We start from the raw sequence: 20895 nt of genomic DNA, 5'->3' as shown, positions 1-20895 counted from the left end.
ATCACGTGCCCCTATGCAGGACGAGGATGACCATGCTGGAAGCCGATCTGGTCTGGTTGACCGTGTTGATTTTCCTGCCCGCGGGGACCGCTTTGCTCTTGGCACTTCTGCCATCGCGATGGCTCGAAGCGATGCGGTGGGTGGCGTTGTTTGGTGCCGCGGCCACGTTGTCCGTCAGCTTGTGTGTGGTGGTGGGGTATTATCTGCTGCTGGATTCGCGCCTGGATGTGCATGGCCGCCCGCTTTACAGCGCCTTATCGCGCCTGGATGCTCGCGCCGATCAGGCGGCTTCCGATGCTGCCCAGCCGGTTCCCAAAGCCTTGCTTTCCGATGATTGGATCGCGCGCCGACCCTGGATTGCGGCTTTTAGTATCGACTACGCTTTGGGAGTGGATGGGATTGGCCTTTCGCTAGTGGTTCTAACCGCTTTGGTTACTTTGACAGCCTTGGCGGCGAGTTGGAACATCGAGCAGGGAGTGCGGGGCTACCTCATGCTCGTGTTGCTTTTGGAAACCGGGGTGATCGGAGCCTTCTTAGCCCTGGACTTTTTCCTGTTTTATGTGTTCTACGAATTGATGCTGATCCCGATGTTCGTTTTGATCGGCTTATGGGGCGGCATCCGTCGGCGCTATGCAGCTTTTAAGTTTGTGGTTTATACTCTCGGCGGCAGTGTGGCGATCCTGGCGGCCCTTTTCGCCTGCCATAGTGTGGATGTGCGGGATTTCGTGGATCAAGCCGTAGTCCAGCAACGCGTGCGGGAGCTGGCCAAGGAACGGAATTGGAACGAGCAAGATGCGGACAAACATGTGCGGATTCACACTTTTGACATCGTCACGCTGACGAAGGTCGGGCGAGCCGTCATGCTGATCCTCAACGGCGAGGAAGAAAGGTTGGCGGCTCGCGACTCTATCGCGGAACAGGCCGTTTGGGGCGGAGGAAACACGGGACCGGTCAAAGTGTTCGCGCCGGGAGTCGATGTGTCCGCGGCGATTGCCCGTCTTAAGGCTCAGCCGGTGTGTACCCGCCCATTCCAGTATCTGGTCTTCGCCCTGCTTTTTTTGGGCTTTGCCGTCAAGATACCCATTGTGCCCCTGCATTCCTGGCTGCCGGATGCCCACGTGGAAGCGCCGACACCCATCAGCATGATCCTGGCCGGTGTGCTCCTGAAACTGGGGGGCTACGGCTTGGTGCGCCTGGTTATACCTCTATGCCCTTGGGCAGCGGCGCAACTGAGTGTGGTCCTGGGGTTGATCGGCGTAGTGGGCATCCTCTACGGCGCTCTTGTCGCCATGGGTCAGACGGATTTCAAAAAACTGCTGGCGTATTCATCCGTCAGCCACATGGGGTTTGTCGTCTTAGGTGTGGCGGCGTGGTCGTCGGGGAATTCCGCCCAGTACTGGCAATGGGGAGTCAATGGTGCGGTGTTTCAAATGCTCTCCCACGGCATCACCGCGGCCGCCTTGTTTTTCGTAGTTGGAGTGGTCTATGACCGTGCCCATCATCGGGACCTGCGGCGTTTTGGTGGATTGTGGGAACCAATGCCTCTTTACTGCGGCTTCAGCGCTGTGCTTTTTTTCGCCAGTATGGGGCTACCGGGCTTGTGCGGTTTCGTGGGAGAGTTTTTCGTACTACTCTCGGCGTGGCATTTCTCTCCAGTATTAGCGATTCCGGCTATACTGAGCGTGATCCTCACCGCGGGTTATCTTCTCTGGACCTGGCTGCGAGTCTTTACCGGTGTCAATGATGCGACACGCTCCTACCCTGATCTCTCTCCCCGTGAGGCTATAACGCTTTTTCCCTACGTGGTTTTGGCCATTTTGTTGGGGATCCTTCCTTACACCCTCGTGCTCCAGTGGGTGGATCCGGCCATCACCGGGTGGGTGGCGAATCTCGCTTCGCTCCGTTGAAATGGATTCTTCAGGGTACACTGGCACCGCAAGCTATTGGCCCGCCTTCCTTCTCTCTCTTTGCTTCATCGGGATGAAGAGGAGTGGAAGAACAAGAACGGAGGAAAAACAAGAACCGACCGGTGTGGGTCCGCGCCGATTTACTGCCAGCGGAGGGTAAGGGTCCCCTCTTCGCGGCTTCGCCGTTCCAAGTGCCTTAGGCTTAGCCGGGCCGCTCCGAAAAAGCCAATAGCCAGGATGATCAAAGCGGCGGCTTCTCCCCACAAAGGCAGCACTCCCGGCATGTGGAACAATACTTGGCGCAACGCGTCCATGCCCAGGGTCAACGGGACGATGCTGGCTACAACGATGACAGCCTTAGGGAAAATGGTGAGGGGGAAGTTGGTTCCGCTGAGCAGGTAGATCGGCTCCTGGAAGAGGCTGACCAGATGCCAGGCCTCCCGACCCCACCGCAGGAAGAGCGAGGCGAAGAGCATACCCAGCCCGTAAAGGGCGGCCAGGGTCAGGAGGAAAAAGCTGATCAGAAGCCACCAACTGCTGGGACGAATCGGGATGTCAAAGAGCAAGACGCCGGTTAGAGTGATCGCCGTGGCCCGTACCAGAGTCGTGATCATTCCGCCGAGAGCCATACCAGTCAGGATTGCGGTCAGTGGAGCGGGAGAAAGTACGAACAACTCCAGATTTCCCGCATCCCGTTCCCAATACAGTTGTGCGCCCATACCCCAAAGTACGTTGAGCCAGAAGGTGGTCAGAGCGGCTCCGAGCACGACGACACCAGCATACGCGGGGGGCGCCTGCATCGCCCGATAAGCGTAAACGAAACCTGCGGCGGCCAGGACGGGCAGAACCGTCTCCTGGATCAACCAAATACGGCTGCGGAACAACCAGGCTACCCGCGGATAGGTGCGGGCCAAGGTCGCCATCACAAACAATCGGATGGGTTTCCCATTCATCGCAAGTACCCGAATGCCGGTAGCATCTGTTCCTGAAAAATCGCTGGGGACGGTAACGCCGCCTCGTCGTTGGGCTTCCACATCCCTACAGGTTCCGTCCAGTTGCGAATGGGTAACTGCCATCGCTCGATCCTGTTCTCAATCGCTAGTTTGGACTGGAGCGGTTAGCAGTTCCTCCTCCTGATCGTTCAATTGCCGGCCCACCAATTCCAAGAAGACATCCTCCAAGGTTGGCTCTAGCTTTTGGAGGCTGAGGATGCGGCCGCCATGTTGAACGACGGTCTGGACTACGGAGCCGATGACAGCATCTTCCAGCAGGGAGAGCTTCAGGTCTGTGGTCGCAGTTGTGGTACGAATTTGCAAACTATGGACGCCCGGAATCTGGCTGAGACGGGACCAACCGTCTGTGCTAGGGGCCAGATGAATGAGATAACGCGGATACTGCTGGACCTGCCGTTTCAGGGCCGTGGGCGTATCGCAAGCGAGCAACTGGCCATGATCGATGATGGCGATCCGGTCGCACAGTTCCTCGGCTTCTGCCATGTAATGGGTCGTCAGTAAGATGGTGCGCCCCGGTTGCTCTTGCAGCCACTGCCGGATGAAAGTGCGAATCGCGCGGGCACTTTGCACATCCAGCCCCAAGGTGGGTTCATCGAGGAAGAGGATTTTCGGATCAGTGATGAAACCGCGGCAGAAGTTCATCTTTTGACGTTGTCCGGTGGACAGGTGGCTGATGCGTGTCTGGGCCTTATCTTCCAGGCCGACGATTTGGAGCATGCGGTCGATCCGCTCATAAGCCAGGCGGCTGGGGACGCCGTAGAGGCGGGCGAAGAGCCAGAGATTCTCGCGCACGGTGAGAATACCGTAACCGGAGCTTTCGCCACCAGAGACCATGTTGATGTGCGGACGGATCGCTTCGGCCTGGCGGACCACATCCCAGCCATTGACCCAGGCTTGGCCGGAGGTTGGGGAGAGCAGAGTGGCCAGGATTTTGATCAGTGTGGTCTTTCCCGCACCGTTTGGGCCGAGGAGGCCGAATAATTCCCCGTGCCGCACTTGTAGATTGATTCGATGCAATGCGATAAAGGTTCCCTCATCCTTGACGGGACTGGAAAGTGAGGAATTGGCCGCAGCCGCCTGGCGTTTCCGCCAATTACGGCGGCGCACTTTGGTGAAGGTACGCGTTAGCTCTTCTGTAGCAATCGCCCAGGTAGCACTCATGTTGTTATCTTAGGAGTGCCGCTGGATGTCTTGGGAGGGTGGGCGAAGACGGTCTGAGGAACTGGGGTCTCTCGAAGGTTGGCTTTCTGGCAGCAGGATCGGACGAAGTCAAACTTCCGCTACGCAGGAGCGCAATCGCTGTCGCCAATCTTCCCAGAGCGGCTCCAGGACGGGCTGAAACGCTTGGACCAGTTCCTGTTTGGTGCGCGTGCGTTCCAGACCTTGCACTGTGCCGATCCACAGATCGCCTTGGCGGGTAAGTTGCAGCGTGGGGGGTGCCTCAGGATGGGAGCCATACAGGATGACCCGCAAGCGGTGGGCCAGGCCGTGCCGGGCCAACTCATCATGCCATAGTTTCCAGGTGACTTCCCCTTCGCGAGCTACGAGGATCAATTCATCGAGCTGCTGGAAGAATCGCTCCCGTCCTGGAGGAATCCGTTGGGGTGGATCCGCTCCGAGGTCTCCTCCCGGTTGGTCCGTGATCACCAACTCAAAGAAGCGGCGCAGACCTTGGAGAATGCGGACAAAGTGATCCTCCATGGTGGGGGTCCACCGGCGGCGCTCCTTGAGAATGTCGCGATATTGCCGGGCGAGTTCGACATGTCCCTCCTGGAGCAGGCTGAGATACCACGCAGGGGTGGGTGATTGGCCGTCGCAATCCAAAATCCACAAGCGCCGCTGCTGAGAGATGACTCGGCTCAGGAGACAAGCATAAAGAGCACGGGCAAATACAGACTTCCCGGAGTTGGGGTCCCCGATGACGCCGAGGATCATGGATTTTTGCGGCTGGGGTACGAATTGCTCTAGCCATGGGAGGGGAAGGCGTTCCCCTAATTGCGAGTCCGAAGTGCTGTAAACCAGAATACAATCGTGGATCGGCGTTAGGCAGTAAAGGTGCTGGCATCCCGCGGCTACAGCCTCCCAGGCCACGCGGGCATAAACTGTGACGGGGGCTTTGCCGGTCAGGCAGAGTTCCCGTGGACGTTTCTCTCGGATTTCCTTAAGGGTAGGTTCTAGTAGGCTCTCGATGGCTTCGGGTTTCAGGTCCTGCACCGAATTGAGTTGCATCTGCCAGAGATAGCAGCCTGGATGTTGGCGTGACTCTTCGAGTTTGCACAAGCACTGGCGGATATCGGACGAGTTCCCGCGGATCAGTTCCTTCAGGTGGATCGACGCCGCACCTGCTGCTTGGGCCATCGCACCTGCGTGGGCATACATCCACACCGCTCCTTTCCCGCGGATGGAGATCGGCCGGCCCCGCATCGCTTCGAGCCGCAGAGGGTGCTGCGACATGACCTGTGGCGCCCAGAATCCTTCCGGATTGTCCTGAAACTCGATGATATCATCACGCTGGATGAACCACACCATGATTTGTACCCTCCAAAACTCGCTACCGGTTGCCCCGAGGCATGCCTTCAGGAATCACGTCTTGGGTACGCTGGTGGGTATTTATTCTCTCGTGTTCGCTTGGCTCAATAAAGGCTTGGGTTATCATGGAATTCGTCCGCAGAAAGCGAGTATTGATAGTTTCCTTCATATCTGATTCGCATGACTATCACTTGTCCACATGGAGGACCTTCAGGCAAAGCCGGCAAGCCAGGAGAATTGCCAGGTAGCGGGGATGCCAAAAGCGTGTGGGTATCCTTTGGGAGGCGGCTTTGTCAGAGAAACTAGTTATGATGGGGCGGGGAGGTGTTATGGTCCGATTTGGTATGTCGAGAAATTGCCACATCAATCTGAAGAAGGGGGAGGGGGTTCCACGTGGCCGGTACGGGGAATGAGCAGCACGGCGCCGAGGAACATGAGGATAGCAGCGGTCGCATAAGCATAGGGTTGACCTAGTAGGAACAAGCTTCCAACAGCGGCGCTGGCAATGAAGTCTCCCAATCCGTTGACGGTAGCGAGCACGCCCATCGCTGTGCCACGGAGAGATCGGTCGCGGACCAGATCGGCGGTGATCGCAGGTTCTAGTGCTTCTTCCATCGCAATGTAAACACCAGCCAGGGTGAAGAGGAGAATCAGAATGACAGGATGGGTCCAGCCATTGAGGGTCAGGAGCGTAAATCCGAACATGACGGCAGCGGCTAGGAGATAAGCGGCGACAAGGACGCGTCGGCGTCCGAAGCGATCGCCTAGCCACCCCGCCGGATAAGCAGTCAAAGCCCCGGCGGTGTTGCGAATGGCATAAAGCACGCCGGCCCAGACCGCTGCCGAGGGCATGCCATAAAGCGGGGTGAGCAGCAAGCCTGCGGTCAGGATCAGTAGGGCGTGGGAGAAATCCCCAATGCCAAACACGAACACCGGCAGCAGGTAACGCCGGAAATCCTTCGGTAGGGAACGGAGGGAAGCAGTGAAACGCAAAGCCGGTCGGGGAGTAAAACGTTGTTCACGGACCAGAACGGCAAACGCGATGGCTGCTGCCAGACCGGGGATCAATGTGAGCAGGAAAATCAAACGGTAGGGTTCATCGGGTTGATCGAACCACTCCGGCGGGAGATAGGCAAGAAGAGCGGCTCCCAATAGTGGCCCGATGATGGCTCCCAAGGTGTCCCCGGCACGATGGAAGCCGAACGCTTTGCCGACGTGCTGCGGCGGTACGGCATCCGCCAAAATGGCGTTGCGCAAGGGACCGCGCAATCCTTTGCCAATCCAACCTATCACCTTGGCCGCCAGTACCAAGGGCCAACTGACTGCTACAGCGCACAGAACGAAGGCGACCCCGGTCAAGGTATAGCCGGCGACCACGTAGGGCTTGCGGTGGCCGATTCGGTCAGAATACCAACCCATGATCAGCTTGACGGCATTGGAGCTGAGATCGGCGATCCCTTCGATCCAGCCGAGAAGCAGGCCCACGCTTTCGGGGGGAATGTGCAGCAGCCGCAAGAATGCCGGCAGGATCGCCGAGGCCATTTCGTAGCTGACATCGGAGAGAAAACTGGTCAGGCCCGCTCCCCAAACCGTGCGATTGAACCAGCCGCTAGAGTCAGAGGGCGGAGGGGTCGGGCACTCGGAGGTAGAGGGAGAGGGGGCCATGGAGCTACTTTACGATCTGCCACCGCTGCCGGACCTGCTGGGGTGTCGCCGTACCGGTGACTCCGATCTGCTGGATGGTGATAGACGCAATCAGGTTCCCGAAAGCCGCCGCTGCTGCCCGGTTGCCTCCCGCCAGGACAGCGCTGACAATCCCAGCCGAGCAGCTATCTCCTGCACCGACAGGATCGATCGGGCCAGTGACGGGGTAAGCTGCAACCCGCTGGAGGCGGACACGGCCCTCCTGCTCTTCTCCTAACAAAATGCCTGCTTCCCCTTGAGTGCAAAAGACGGTTCGCCCACCACTCCGGACCAACTGCTCGACGCAGTGTTCGATCGGGGTTTCCTGTCCCGCACCACAAGCCCGGCGGCATTCCCGCTCATTGGGCTTGAGACTGACGTGGCGGAACAGACCGATCCGTTCCCGGCTGTCGGCCAAGACGAACTTGGTGGGGTCCTGGGATGCCAACTGGGCCAGCAATTCACGCACCCGTCCCGTCACCACGCCGCAATCTGCCTCGCTGACTTGATCCAGCACCAGCCAAGCGTCTGCCTCGTGCCAGCACTCCTGGAGTTTTTCACAAAGTTTCTCTTCGAGGAGGGGAGGTGTTGGAGTGCGGTTTTTGATGTCGAGCCGATTCAATTCCCGTCCGTCGAGCATCGGTTTGGTGTAAGTGGGGGTGCGGCGCTCTGCCGTAATGAGGATATGGCGGCCATCGACATTCGCCCAACGGGCTAGGGCTTGGCGTAGCTCATAACCTTCTCCATCATCTCCGATGAAGCTGATGGGCAGGATACGCCCCGTTCCCAATGCCGCCAGATTGTTGATCACCGTTCCCGCGGCTCCGGCGTAGCTGCGGATGCGCACTACCTGGTAGGCCGTCAGACCTGTTTCCAGTGAGGGTTCGTTCAAATGGGAGTCGATGTCCAGGTACCGATCCAGAAACAGGTCGCCCAGTACTCCGATGGTACAGCGGGGTAAGTGAGCCAGTATGCGATCGATCACCGAGTCGTTGAGCATAGCAGAACCCGGAATGTCTCGCGTTCCAGATCGAGGGTGTCTGAGAGAATAGGTGCTGCCCATTGTACTAGGATTGGGCGGCGGGAGGAGTTGGGGTATCCGTGATCGAGGTCGAGGCGGTAGAGCCTTCGGCGGTGCGCGGTGAGGGCGCAACGGATGGATCAGGTGCGGGCTGAGGGTCCAAGCGCTGCACAGCGTGCCAGAGAGCAGGAAGCGTGTCCTTGTGATCCCCGGCTATGTAAAAGCTCTCCCCCCCATCCGCTACGGTACGGACCAGAATTGTCTTCCAAGGGCGGAAGTAATAGCGGGGATCGGATTTCGGAGCTTGGCGGCGATAGTCGTCATCCAGAGGAACCAAATCAAAGACCGCCGTGGTGAAGCGGGCGATTCGTTGGCCGTGCTGATGGGCGACATTGCGCGCCATAGCTAGAGCCTTGAGATACACCTCCGGTCCCATGACAGCCGAGCCAAAATTGAGCACCACGCCGCCTTCCAACTGGCGGATATGCTCGGCGAAGATGAGGAAATCCGTGTAGCTGGCCCGGCCTAGCACGGCGCCATCGGCGTTGGGATGCTCATGAATGATGTCGTAGCCGATGCCGATGTGCACCGTAACGGGAATGCGCAACAGGTAAGCCTGGGCGAGGACGGAAATGTCCTTGTAAGGGAAACACCCTTCGGCGATGGCCCGCCCGATCCCTTCTCCCAAACCCATGCCGGCCCGCACGCCTTGAACCACGGCGTCATTGATGCGGCCCGTCTCTTCCCACAAGCCGAATTCTCCGCTGGAAACATAACGGGCGACGCTTTCCGTGGTGGCGCCAATGAGAGCAAATTCCCAGTCGTGGATGGGACCGGCGCCGTTCATGGCGATCAGGGAGATCAGACCGCGCCGCATTAAATCAATCAAAAACCGTTGGGTTCCTGCTCGCAGCACGTGGGCGCCCATGAGCAAGATGCGGGCTGCTCCTCGTTGCCGGGCCTGAAGCAGTCGTTCTGCCAGAATTGGTAAAGCAGGATGATGGAAAGAGGGAACGGTACTAAGAGGTTGGATGACATCGAGGGTCAGATCATGCTGCCGTTGGGACAGCGGCTGCAATCGCAACTGCCGGCGATCGAATTGCGGGTACGGCATGGCGATGAACCCCTGATCCATCTCCAGGGTGGCTGCCTGAGCGTGAGCTTCCGATGGCGGGTATCGTGCGCGCACTGCTGATGATGTAGGACTATCCCAACAGCTTGCCAATGACATCGCAACAGGCGGACAGAAGCACATCCCTGCAGATGGACCCAAGGGGAATCAGGGACGCGGGGTGACAAATTGAAAGCCAGTCCGCGGAGGAGAGGCTTCGCCGGGAAGGGTATCCGGCGGCACACTGCGCCAATCCTGTCCCGAGGCGGCCATCTGATACCCTAGCCAGAACATCCGCTGCAACTCTTCGGGGTCGAAGGCAAAGCTGCTAGTTTCGGCAGGAAAATCCTGGGGCAATGCAATGAGGCGGAATTGCGACCCTGTGACAGCACAGAGGGCGTAGAGCTTGATCAGGTCGGAACGGAACAGGGCATAAAGGGCATTGGAAACGCCTCCGCCGAGTAGGCCGAACACACGGGGTCGGTCCTTGAGGGGATCGCGGTACACCTTGCCAGCAGAGAGGACCCAGATGGTGGAACCTGCCGGGATCGGGCCGGTCGTGCGTACAAATGCCTGGGCCATGTTTCCCGCATCGGCGTGTAGCTCCCGGTAGCGCACTCCGTTGACTTCCACATCGAATTCAACAGGCGCGACCACGCCAGGTACTGCGCTGGAAGCCAGTAGGATTTTTCGCACGAGCACGGGCGCGTCTGGTCGGCCGCTGGACGCTATGGCTGTTAGGTCCCACACCGTGAAGCGGTTGGTCAGGATGTTGCCCGTGCCAATGTAGAGCCGGCGCCCGTCGTGGTATGCCTGTTGCAGTTCGCTCATCAATTCGGGGGTGATTTCGCGGGCCAACAGCTCTTCCAGCGGGGCGGCGGACATCAAGCCGGTACCGCGGATCAGACCGCGAATGGGGCGCCAGACGAACAAGTCCGAGCGGCGCAAGGTGGTAAAGCCGTTGCGAAGTTTATCATCATATTTTGGGCCGAGAAAAGCGAGAGTGGCTACGATCGCTCCGCTACTGATGCCGGTGGCCACATCAAAGACCGGTCGCTGACCGGATGCAGTCCAGCCTACCAGAACACCCGCAGTGAAGGCTCCGTATTTGCCGCCCCCCGAAAGGACCAGGATATTCAAGGGCCGGCCAGCAGCGCGCTTCGGGGCTTCGCCGGCGAGCACCTGCGACAATCCAACGACCGTCTCCACGTCACCGTCCCGGCTTGGTGAAGTGGGACCCACATTGAGCCATGGTTGCTCAATAATGGCGAGCGGGGGAGGATGAATTTCGGTTCGCCAGCAACCCACCAGGGCTGCGCCCACCCCGATAACCACGAGTTGGGCGGCGGTCCCATACGACATCACCCCTTTGGGCTGGTGCCTTGGCTTAGCTGCCATCGACGCCTCACCTGCTGGATTCTTCCCCCTGTAGAATGTCCGACCCCCATAATCATGCCCTTTTCTCACGTCAAGGGGTTTTCCGATCAAGCGGTCTAGGGGAAAGAGTCGATGTCCCCAAGTTAGAGAGCTTCCCAAACCAGGGTGGGCGGAGTGAAACCTGGCGCGGTGATAGGGATTGTCCGCTATCGTCTCAACCTACTTGTCCAGTGCGTTGATCTCGTGACCACGAGCAGAAGTCGTCAAGGCAAGTTTCGGTTGATCCCATTTTGCAACGTGCAGTCTAGCTCCAGACGGACGGGCACCATGCGGAGTGAACGAAAGTCGAAGGTGGCGGCAGGGTGGGGAGATGGAAATCAATTTGTGCTTGCGTGGAAACCGGCGGGAGTTATAAGGCGGTGTTCGGGCGGGCGGATGAGGAATCTAAGTGGGTGCTGTCATGAGAGTCGAACCAGTGCGGCGGTGGGGAGTCTGGCTGACGATTGCAACCGTAGGATGGCTGAGCGGTTGCAAGTGGTGTCATAAGGTTCCTCTGCCCACAATTCGGGGTCAGGCACCGTCGTCCTCGACTGATAGTTCAGAATTAGCACGCCCCCTGTCGCCTGCTGTGCTGCCCCCACCCTTGGAGTGCGGGAATGAGGGGCCGAAGGCGGCAGCCGGTAAAGGACCCTCGAATCTTTCTCCCCACTCCCTCGCGACCTCGACCCTGAAGGCAGAGCAAGGCGCGGAGGAGGTGATGCCGGCAAGCCTAAGCTGGCCTCAGACCGCAGTTCGCCTCCATGAATTGTTGCAACGGGCGACACCGCGCATCAAAATCGTCGCCCTGATCGGTTCCCATACAGTCGTGACTGACCAAGAGGTACGGGAGGCTGTGTATCAACGGCTGGCCGAGTATCGCCACTTACCCGGACCTTTACGTGCGGCGAAGCAACAGGAATTATATGCAGCCGAATTGCGGCGGATCATCGAACGGGAATTGCTCTTAGCCGATATGCAGGCCCGGTTGAAAAAAGCTGGCAAACTCTCGGCCATGGAGGAAATCCGGGACTATGCAGAGAAAACCGCGGATCGTGCCCTCCATCAGATCCGCAAAGCCTACGGCACGGAAAGCGACGAGGAGTTTCTGAACATCTTGCGGGCGCAGGGATTGACCTTACAAATTGTCCGGCGGCAATTGATCCGACAGATTATGGCGGACGAATATGCTCGGACCTTGCTCAAAGACCGCGTGCGCACTCCCGGCTTTGCTGAGATTCGAGCTTATTATGAAGCCCATCCCGACGAATTCCGGACCGAAGATCAGGTCCAGTGGCAGCACATCTTTTTCAGTTTTGCCCGCTATCCCAGTGAAGCAGCGGCCCGCCAGCATGCCGAGCAGGTGCGGCAACTGGCTCTCCAAGGTGTGGATTTTGCCACGCTTGTGCAGCAGCACGACCAGGGGCTAGCCGCTGGCAATGGCGGTTGGGGGATCGGGCATCGTCGCGGCCAAATCCAGCCCGCCGATCTGGAAAACGTGGTCTGGTCCTTGCGGCCCGGCGAGATTAGCGAAGTGATCACCACCTCATCCGGCTGCCACCTCTTGAAAGTCGTCGAGCGAAAATACGCCGGTATTCGCCCCTTCGACGGTAAACTACAGGATGAGATTCGGGAGAAACTACTGCGGCACAATCGCGAGAGCGAATATTCCCGGTTGATTGCAGAATTGTGGCGGACTGGCGGCGTGCAAGTAGTCGCATCCCCACCTTGACTCACCTCCCACTATCGCCTTGCCTTTCCCCGTGGAGGGTGTTAAGACTCATTGATCACCGGCTGGTAAGAATGGCGTCCACCTCTTGAAGCTGGACCACCCCTTGCCGATGTTCTCTCCAGGTGATGGCACATTGTCATCGAGTGAGCTGGAGCTTTCCCACGACGACACGATGCACGCCAGGGATTTGCCGTAATCGGGCCGCGAGTTCCCAGGCATCGTCGGGCCGGCGGACGCTTCCGCTGATCCAGAGGGTCTGCTCTCGAAACTCGATGTGCAACTGAGCGAACCGTGGCTCCGAGTGCAGGAGTTGTCGAGCTATTGTCAGCGGGTCATCTCGGCCTGTGGCCGTGAGGGTGCCGGGCGCCACCAACGGCACATCCCGTGCTGGAAGGGCGGAAGGGGACTGAGGCGGCACGGGTGCGCCGAGCACTTCCTGGCCACCCGGTAGGGCTTCGGCTGGGCGACGGGCTATCACCGTCTTTTTTGTGTCCGGTCCGCGAGCCACGCTATGCAGCGGGAAAGGCGAAACCGGCGGCTGCCGCTCCCACACGCCGGGCACCTCCCAGGAACGTGGCTGTTGCTCCGTCCAGCTTTTGTCTGTCACGGCACGCAGTAGAGGATCAGGACCTTGAGAGACGAAGCACGTGTTGCGGACATCACGGATGCCTGGCACGGCGCGAACGGCTTGCTCCGCTCGCTGAGCATGGACCGGCGACGGGACCGGCCCGCCTATCACCGCTATCCCGTCTACTACACTTACCACAAGATTGATACCGCGGAGTTCCGGGACCTGATCCAGTGCAGCCAGAGCAGAACGGGCCAGCACCACATCGCTGAAACGGGGAGAGGAGCTAGCAGCAGGTTCAGCCCCGGACATTAAGGCCAGAGACAGTACCATCAATCCGCCCGCTTGGAGGCGGCGAAGAGGTACCCAATGAACGGAGTTGGAATTGTGCTGCTGCAGGGATGGCCGGTTCATGTGCATACACTCGTGCCGAAGGCCGGAGGTCCGTCTCGGGCGCCGCATCCTGTGTCATCATCTTCCGTCACAAACCACCCGCCGGGGAGGAAACTTGAGAAAAAATGGTTCTTCCTGAGGGCATCTCAGTTCCCAAGGAATGGCGTGGGTAAAGAAGCGAAAGGGGCCAAATTTTGCGGTCTGTGCAGTCTGTAAGGTGAAGGGGGCGGCTTGAGGTGAGGTGTCCCGCATTGCTCCGCTAACGTGAGCGTGAATTGAGAGGAAACAACGAGGGTCGCCCTAAGATGCAACTCCTTGTCAGCTCAAGGCTGGGTCTGACCCGAGGACAAGGCCGGGGAGGGGGCGGTAGGTGGGACGTTCGGCGGGTCCAAAGGAGCCGGTGGATTCTCCGGGGCCAAGGCCGGCTCCGGAGCGGCCCAACGCAAGGGAAGTCGCAAAATGAAACAACTGCCCTGTCCCACCACACTCTGCAGGAGAACATCACCGCCGTGCTCCCGCAAAATTTTCCGGGAAACCGGCAGTCCCAGTCCTGTACCCCGGCTCCCCTTGCTGCTGACAAACGGCTGGAAGATGGCCTCCTGCTCCTCCGGCGGGATACCCGGACCATTATCCGAAACGCGAATGACAGCCCATTCCCCTTCTTCACCCTCAACACCGGTTTGTACGACTACTTGGCCGTTAGGCCGTCCCTCAACGGCTTCCACCGCGTTGCATACGATGTTGAGCAAGGCGCGATGAATCCCTTCCGGATCGCACAGGACTTGCTCCACGCCGCTGCCCTCGTGCCAATGGAGTGCCACTTGTGCTTCCTGAGCACGCCCGCGCACCACCTCCAGGACGTCCTCGCAAAGGGCGTTGAGATTAACAGCTTCCAGAATCGGTTCCCTTTCTTTGGAAAACGAGAGCATGTCCAGAATGAGCTGGTCAATTCGTTCCTGATTGCGCTCGACCAGTCGCCAGCCTTTCAGGAGGAGTTCGCGGTCATTGTCTCTCAGGGCGGTACGAACCAAATCAGCTCCGAAGCGTATGCCCTGCATGATGTTTTTGATGTGGTGGGACAAAGCGGCGATGGTTTGTCCAATAGCAGCGAGCCGTTCAGCTTGCAACAAGGCTTGGTGATAGCGGCTTTCTTCCACAGCAATGGCAGCCTGGTGGGCTACAGCGATGACCAGGGTCAGGTGATCTTCGCGGAACTTTCCCCCCTCTTTGTCGCGCGCCAGGACTTCCTTGAGGGAAGATTGGGTATCAACGAATAGGACGCCGACGGTCTCGCGCCGTCCCCGAAGCGGCACGCAGATGACTTCGCTGACATGATGCCGGTGCAGGCTATCGACGCTCTGGAAGCGTTCATCCGCTGCGACATCGCTAATGAGCAGCCCTTTGCCTTCACGTAGAACATGTTCGACAATGGTACGGCTGACCGTCCATTCCCGATCCTGAGGGACTCCTGGCCGATAACGCACGGCGCGGGGAACGAGCTGGCCTCCATTGTCCAGCAGGACGATGCAGCCATGATCCGCTTCGGTCGTTTGCAGGACCAATTCCAGCAGTTTGTCGAGCAATTGGTCCAGGTCCAGGATATGGCTGACAGCTTCTGCAGCCTCGTAGAGCATGGAAAGACCAGCTAAGCGCAGGCGGACCCACTCGCTGGCGGTCTGAGGATCGCGGAAGATGCGGCTGCCCCACTCGCCGGGGATGGTGCGGATCAGCTCCGGCGGATAGTCTGGTACTGGCGCACCGGACACCCAGCGGACGCGTTCCGTGCGTTCCACGCTGCCCCCCCCGCCGCCGGGACCGCCGCTGACGTACAGCAGCACCGTTTGCCCAACAGTGATGGTGTCCCCGTTGCGCAAGAGCGCTTCCAGCACAGACCGTCCGTTCACCCAGGTGCCGTTGCCGCTGCCCAAATCGCGTAGGTGATGGGTTCCCCCCTCGTTTGCCCGCAGTTCCAGATGCCGGCGTGAAACCTGGATGTCATGCAATATGACGGTGTTGGAGGAGTGCCGTCCAACCGTTACCACGGGATCGACGAGTTCAAACTGGCGCCCCTCATCTACACCACGGGTTACGATCAATCGGGCCACGTCTGCTACCCCTTCGGCCCTGGACCATTCCGTCGGGAACCTTTACCGGCGCGTGGCAGGAGATTCGGACCTGGCCGGTTTGGATTCCCGGATGGAAATCCGTTCTGATCCGGGTCTGTCCAGAGATAATTTAGCAATCATGGGGCGTGAAACCTATCAGTCCGCCTGCGTGATCAAGGTCCTGCGCGATCAAGGTATCGTTCAACCGGCAGGTTGTTGCCAAACTGAGTGCTAGCAGGGCACACTTCAGAGACAATGGGAATAAAACCCCCTGGCATCGAAGTGCCCTCATTTCTCGGCGAGGCAGGACTGCATTTATTGGGTTCCGTCGCCGCCTTAGGCGAAAAGCTGACGGACCGGTTGGCCACGGGCAACGGGCAAGGGGCGATTCAAACGATCGCGGATTTCTGTTTCCGGATCGATGCCCAAGGCGGTGAAGATCGTGGCGGCCAAGTCTTCGGGGCGCACCACTCCCATGGTGGGGTACGCACCGAGTTTGTCGCTGGCTCCGTGGACATAACCGCGGCGGATACCACCGCCAGCCAGGACAGCACTATAGCATTGCGGCCAGTGATCTCGCCCTCCGTTGTTATTGATCCGCGGGGTGCGGCCGAACTCTCCCACCCAGACTATAAGCACCTCGTCCAACAAGCCCCGGTTTTCCAAGTCCTCAATTAGGGCGGACAGAGTCTGATCGGTGATCGGGAGCAGTTCGTCCAGCCGTTTGATGGTGCTTTCGCCGTTATTGCCGTGGTAGTCCCATCCGCCGCCGATACCGCCTATAGAACGCGAAAAATAGACATTGACGAACCGGGCACCGGCCTCGATGCATCGGCGCGCCAACAGGCAGGCCTGGCCGTAGGTGGTGCGCCCGTAACGCTCCCGCAGACTGCGGGGTTCCTGCGACAGATCAAAGGCTTTCCGGAAGGAAGGAGACAGGAGCAGAGCGGCTGCCTTCTGATAGTTCTCCTCGATGCCGCGGGCCAAAAGGGAGTATTCGATCAGCCGGCTTTGTTCGTCGATGAGTTGTTGCAGGCTGCGGCGGTGTTCCAAACGTTCGACGGTCAAGTTGGCGGGGAGTGACAATTCGGGAAGCTGAAAGTCGGGTTGATTGGGGTCGCGTGTGATGAGCAAGGGATTGTGGGCTTTGCCGAGGAAGCTGGCGTGTTGGCCAGGGGTGACCGAACCATCAGCGATCACGTGGGGAAGGGCGACAAAGGTGGCCGTCCCTGTCGGTGCGGGGCGGAGATAGCTGACGAGGCTCCCGTATGCCGGGCAGAGGTCCAACGAGTCGCGCAGGCGAATATCGTCACTGGGTGGGGGGACACCGGTCAAGCTGTAGTAACCGGCGGAGTTGTGGTTCTTCATCCGGTGCTGCATGCAGCGGATGACGGTAAGCCGGTCGGCGAGAGCGGCGAGTTTAGGAAGTCTTTCCCCGAAGCGGATGCCGGGAATACGCGTTGCTGTCACTCCAAACCAGCCGCGTACCTTGTCCGGCGCATCAGGCTTGGGATCGAAGGTTTCATGGTGGCCCGGTCCGCCCCATTGATGCAGAAAGATGACGCCGCGGGCGGTGGCTTTTTGCCGAGCGCTGGGAGTGCTGGCCCAAGCGTGCATGTCCGCATAGCTCAAGCCCAGCAGTCCCATTCCTCCCACGCGGAGAACGGCTCGCCGACTCCACAGCCGACCCTGGCTCCGGCATGTTCCTGGCATGATGACGGGTGACATTTTTTTCCTTCTCCTGCTACTGCTGTCCTTCTTTTCCCGCTTGTATTGTCTCTCTCGGATCGTGATATTTTCTCGTTCGGCTGGACTAGCTTCCTAGGTGGGACTCGCGCGGATCGCGCATCTTTGCGGTCCCTGGAGGACGGTCGTGGGGATTCAGCGCCGGAGTAGGAACTCCTTGCTGTTGAGTATCGCCCACAGCACATCTTCCCAAGCAGCTCGACGGTCAGAAGCCTGGCCCACATGGCGCAGCAGACGCTTCTGTTCCTCCGCTGTGGGATAGCGGCACAGGGCGGCAAGATAGAGTTCGGTTAGAATCTCCTGATCCTTGTGTCCGGACTGCAGGAGCTGTCCGAGCCGGTTATTCGGTTCCGTCAACATTTGATGGATTAGGTCGCCGCTGAGCAGTTGGAAGGCTTGCAACAGATGGGGGTCGGTGTGGCGTTCGCATTCACAGGTCAACAGGCGATCGGGTTTGCCGAAGGTTTTGAGGAATCGTTCTGCTGGTCTGTCAGCACCCCGGCGTGCGGGAAGGGGCAGCGCCGGCAATTGCTGGGCGCGTAAACCGGCGGGGTAACCCTGAAATGCCACCGGCACTGCACAGACTTGCGAACAGGCGTCCAGTAACTCTTCCGCAGTCAGGGGGCGTATGATGGCCTGGGCATGGTAGATTTCCGCCTCGGCACTGTTGGCAGAATGCCCCTCCGCCGGCTGGCTGGCCGCCTGATACGTGCGGCTAGTCATGATCCGACGCACCAATGGCTTGAGCCGACCGCCCTGGCGGCGAAAATCCTCGACCAACCAAGCGAGTACTTCCGGGTGGCTGGGAGGATTATTCAGGCTCATATCGTCATTCGGCTCGACCAGGCCGCGCCCCATCAGGTGCTTCCAGACCCGGTTGACTTGAGCGGCGGCAAAGAATGGATTGTCGAGGTCGGCCATCCATTGGGCGATAGCTCCCAAACGGTCGGCATCTGGCGGCAGGGGGGAAGGGCTTCCCAACAAGCGAGGGCGGGCCGGTTGGCCTGTCCGCGGATGGATCAGTTCTCCTTCCCGCTTCTGAAATACCACCTGTTCGCCTACGAATTCGTGTCCATCGAAGCGGTCACGACGATTGTTTTCCAGGATGCGGTAGTCGATCCGTGCAAAAAGGGCGGCGAACTGATAGTAATCATCCATCGTCCAGCGATCGAAGGGATGGTTGTGGCAGCGAGCACATCCGATGCGCAGGCCGAGGAAGACCTGGGCCACAGATTCGGCCCGCGCCAGCGGTTCGCGGATGGCACGCCAGAAATTGGCCGGCGGGTGGGCGTAGGTGCTCCCCGTGGCGCCAAGCAACTCGCGGGCCATTTCGGGGAGAGGCCGGTCGATGGCCATCTGGGTCGCGAGCCAGCGCTGGAACACCCCCACCCCCTTACGATCCAGGGTTTTCTCTTCATTCCGCAGGACATCCGCCCACTTCAATGCCCAGTGCTCCGCGAATTCTGGACGTGCCAGCAACTGATCAATCAGTTTCTCTCGCTTGTGCGGATCAGGATCGGCCAGAAAGGCACGGGTCTCTTCCACCGTAGGCAACACACCGATGGCATCCAAGTAAGCCCGGCGGAGAAAGACCTCATCACTTGCTGGAGGTGCTGGAGGAAGGCGCAATCGCTGCAAGCGTTGGAAAATGAGCCGGTCGATCTCGTGTTCACTGGCCACGGTCGCATCTGGCACGGGGGGTCGATTGGGAACGAAGACGATGCGCAGTGGCTGAACCTGATTCCAATACCGCACCAGCAAGACCGTCGTGCCGTAGCCTTCACGCACCACTTCTCCGGCGGGAGTCAACCGGGCCACCCCCAAGGTGGTGAACTCGGCAGCGATCAAATGAGTGACATCCTGACGGCTGCCATCGCTGAACTCCGCGGTTACCTGGAGGCGAAAACTCTCCTGAGGAGGATAGATGTATTGCTCCCCGGTTGGCGTCACCTGCAAGCGGCGGAGGGTTACCTGGCTAGCATCTTCTCTAGGGCATCCGCTAGCAATCCAACGGTGAAGCAGCCGGTATTCCGGACTTTGAGAGGGAAATCGAATTCCTCCCTCGTGGGGGACCATTCCCGTGGCTTTGAGTAGGATCAAGCTTTGTTCTGGGGCGTGGACATTTGTCCGTCGTCCACCCAGGTCTCGTGTCAGAGCGGCATAATCGGCGGCGGGGTCTTCACCCTTGAGCGATAATTTGAACCCACCCTTGCCGTTGAGATTCCCATGACAGGCGCCGGCATTGCACCCGGCACGGGTCAGTACCGGTAAAACCTCTCGCAGAAAGGACACCTCTCCCGCCGTCGTCGGACCTGAGGGTTCCAAAGGGGGGGTTGTCGCTGAGACGGCGGCGAAGAGAGCTGCCAAGCCTGAACCCATAACAGGGGTCGGCGCGGCTTGGATGGCTACGGCAAAAAGAATCGGCAGCATGGCGAATCAATGGTTTTGAGGGTGGGCGAGATCGTTGGAAGCGTCACTCTACAGTCCGGGACGGCTAGGGGAGCAGGCCTCCAGACCATCCACGATCCGCTAGGGAACAATCGCAGGGTGGGGGATCATCGGCGGGATGATCCTGAATACTTTCAATCGCAATCTCATTGTACCACGCTAGTCGAGACGTGCAACGGAAAAGTCGCTATCCGGGGCGCTATCCGAGGGGGAACGCCGGGTTGGTGTTTAAGCAGGTATCGAAAGCAGGGGGGAGGTAGGGAGGTGCAAAGGGCGTTTAGAAGCTGTTGGAGTCCAGAAAGGCGGGTGTGCCTTCAGCATGGGTAAGGCGAACGAGCCAATGATGGAGCCAGCGGTCGCGCGCTTGGCCGGCTTGTTCCGCCTCTTCAAGGCTAACACGAACAAAATGTACGGTATCACCGGGGCGGAGTTGGCCGAGCAGGTCGAGATCAGCCCGGATAACATGAGCAATTTTGGGATAACCCCCAACGGTTTGGCCGTCGACCCCCAGGATGACCGGCTGGCCATCATGGGTCACTTGGACAGCTCCTGGAGCGACAGGCTCGGAGAGCAACTCTTCCCGAAGGGAGGCGAGAGTCGGTCCCTTCAGGCGCAGCCCCATGCGGTTGCTCGCAGGCTGCACGGTATAGATATGACGGAAGAACGCGTCATCCGGGAAGAAGGAACGTTGGGGGCCGTCTAGCACGCGCAAGGAAATAGGGGTGGCAGAAGGAACGAGAGATTCCAGCAAATCATCGGGCAGCCTTCGGCGGGGGACCACAGCCGGGCGGCAGGGCAGGAGCTGTCCGCGGTGAATCGGTTCCCACATTGTGCGGCTTCCCAGTTGTAGGGGTGTGAGCAGGCCGCCGGCGACGCATAGGTAGAGGCGAGCGCCGCGCTGCGCCCCGCCAATGGCCAGACGTTGACCGGGTTGCAACGTCCGGGTGATCCCCACAGACCATTCCTGGCCATCCACCGTGACATCAAAAGGGGCGCCGCAGAGGGCGAGAGCGATGGGACAGGTGGCTTCCAGAGTCGGGCCAGAGAGTGTGATTTCTAAAGCGGCAGCGTTAGCAGGGTTGCCGAGGAGGGCGTTGCCTAGTTGCCAAGCCGCGCGATCCGCTGCTCCTCCCCGCGGAATGCCCCAATGGCGTGTCTGCGGCCGCCCTTCATCCACCACGAGGCTGTATAACCCTGCTGCCACGACACGCAAGCCTGCCGACATT

The 20895-nt window shown here is 59.4% G+C and carries 14 protein-coding genes; 2 read left to right on the top strand and 12 right to left on the bottom strand.

The features are described 5' to 3' along the window. Positions 1–32 precede the first annotated feature (32 nt). Positions 33–1907, top strand: a complete 1875-nt coding sequence (locus H0921_RS09275; protein WP_194537782.1) for a complex I subunit 4 family protein — start codon at positions 33–35, stop codon at positions 1905–1907. A gap of 140 nt (positions 1908–2047) precedes the next feature. On the opposite strand, the gene H0921_RS09270 is transcribed toward H0921_RS09275, so the two are convergent. The 7 genes from H0921_RS09270 to H0921_RS09240 form a co-directional block, all read right to left on the bottom strand. Continuing rightward, positions 2048–2983, bottom strand: a complete 936-nt coding sequence (locus H0921_RS09270) for an ABC transporter permease (protein WP_228499298.1) — start codon at positions 2981–2983, stop codon at positions 2048–2050. A 15-nt stretch (positions 2984–2998) separates the two neighbouring features. Beyond that, positions 2999–4081, bottom strand: coding sequence for an ABC transporter ATP-binding protein (locus H0921_RS09265; RefSeq protein ID WP_194537781.1), 1083 nt, complete (start codon positions 4079–4081; stop codon positions 2999–3001). A 108-nt stretch (positions 4082–4189) separates the two neighbouring features. Next, the gene (locus H0921_RS09260) at positions 4190–5449 is read right to left on the bottom strand and encodes an AAA family ATPase (RefSeq protein WP_194537780.1); all 1260 of its coding nucleotides are present in this window, start codon (positions 5447–5449) and stop codon (positions 4190–4192) included. A 363-nt stretch (positions 5450–5812) separates the two neighbouring features. Then, positions 5813–7114 (bottom strand): MFS transporter, encoded by a 1302-nt coding sequence (locus H0921_RS09255; protein ID WP_194537779.1) that lies wholly within the window; start codon positions 7112–7114, stop codon positions 5813–5815. A gap of 4 nt (positions 7115–7118) precedes the next feature. Further along, positions 7119–8132, bottom strand: coding sequence for a bifunctional heptose 7-phosphate kinase/heptose 1-phosphate adenyltransferase (locus tag H0921_RS09250; RefSeq protein ID WP_194537778.1), 1014 nt, complete (start codon positions 8130–8132; stop codon positions 7119–7121). 67 nt (positions 8133–8199) lie between these two features. Then, positions 8200–9267: a hypothetical protein gene (locus H0921_RS09245; protein ID WP_228499296.1), complete on the bottom strand. Its 1068-nt coding sequence runs from the start codon at positions 9265–9267 to the stop codon at positions 8200–8202. Between the two features lie 165 nt (positions 9268–9432). Further along, positions 9433–10662 (bottom strand): patatin-like phospholipase family protein, encoded by a 1230-nt coding sequence (locus tag H0921_RS09240; protein WP_194537777.1) that lies wholly within the window; start codon positions 10660–10662, stop codon positions 9433–9435. Positions 10663–11398: 736 nt separating this feature from the next. On the opposite strand from H0921_RS09240, the gene H0921_RS09235 reads away from it, so the two are divergent. Continuing rightward, on the top strand, positions 11399–12409 hold the full coding sequence (locus H0921_RS09235; RefSeq protein ID WP_194537776.1) for a peptidylprolyl isomerase: 1011 nt from the start codon (positions 11399–11401) through the stop codon (positions 12407–12409). A 136-nt stretch (positions 12410–12545) separates the two neighbouring features. On the opposite strand, the gene H0921_RS09230 is transcribed toward H0921_RS09235, so the two are convergent. The 5 genes from H0921_RS09230 to H0921_RS09210 form a co-directional block, all read right to left on the bottom strand. Next, positions 12546–13391, bottom strand: coding sequence for a BON domain-containing protein (locus tag H0921_RS09230; RefSeq protein ID WP_194537775.1), 846 nt, complete (start codon positions 13389–13391; stop codon positions 12546–12548). Between the two features lie 302 nt (positions 13392–13693). After that, positions 13694–15475, bottom strand: coding sequence for an ATP-binding protein (locus H0921_RS09225; RefSeq protein WP_194537774.1), 1782 nt, complete (start codon positions 15473–15475; stop codon positions 13694–13696). 336 nt (positions 15476–15811) lie between these two features. Continuing rightward, positions 15812–17203, bottom strand: coding sequence for a DUF1501 domain-containing protein (locus H0921_RS09220; protein WP_228499294.1), 1392 nt, complete (start codon positions 17201–17203; stop codon positions 15812–15814). Between the two features lie 153 nt (positions 17204–17356). Then, the gene (locus tag H0921_RS09215) at positions 17357–19651 is read right to left on the bottom strand and encodes a DUF1549 and DUF1553 domain-containing protein (RefSeq protein WP_228499292.1); all 2295 of its coding nucleotides are present in this window, start codon (positions 19649–19651) and stop codon (positions 17357–17359) included. A 295-nt stretch (positions 19652–19946) separates the two neighbouring features. Beyond that, complete coding sequence (locus tag H0921_RS09210) at positions 19947–20894, bottom strand: 5-oxoprolinase subunit C family protein (RefSeq protein WP_194537773.1); 948 nt, start codon at positions 20892–20894, stop codon at positions 19947–19949. Position 20895: the final 1 nt, after the last annotated feature.

Source organism: Thermogemmata fonticola, from assembly GCF_013694095.1.
In the GTDB taxonomy this organism is placed as follows: Bacteria; Planctomycetota; Planctomycetia; order Gemmatales; family Gemmataceae; genus Thermogemmata; species Thermogemmata fonticola.
The sequence above is the reverse complement of the archived record's forward strand: the minus strand, read 5'-3'. Positions and strand labels throughout refer to the sequence as shown.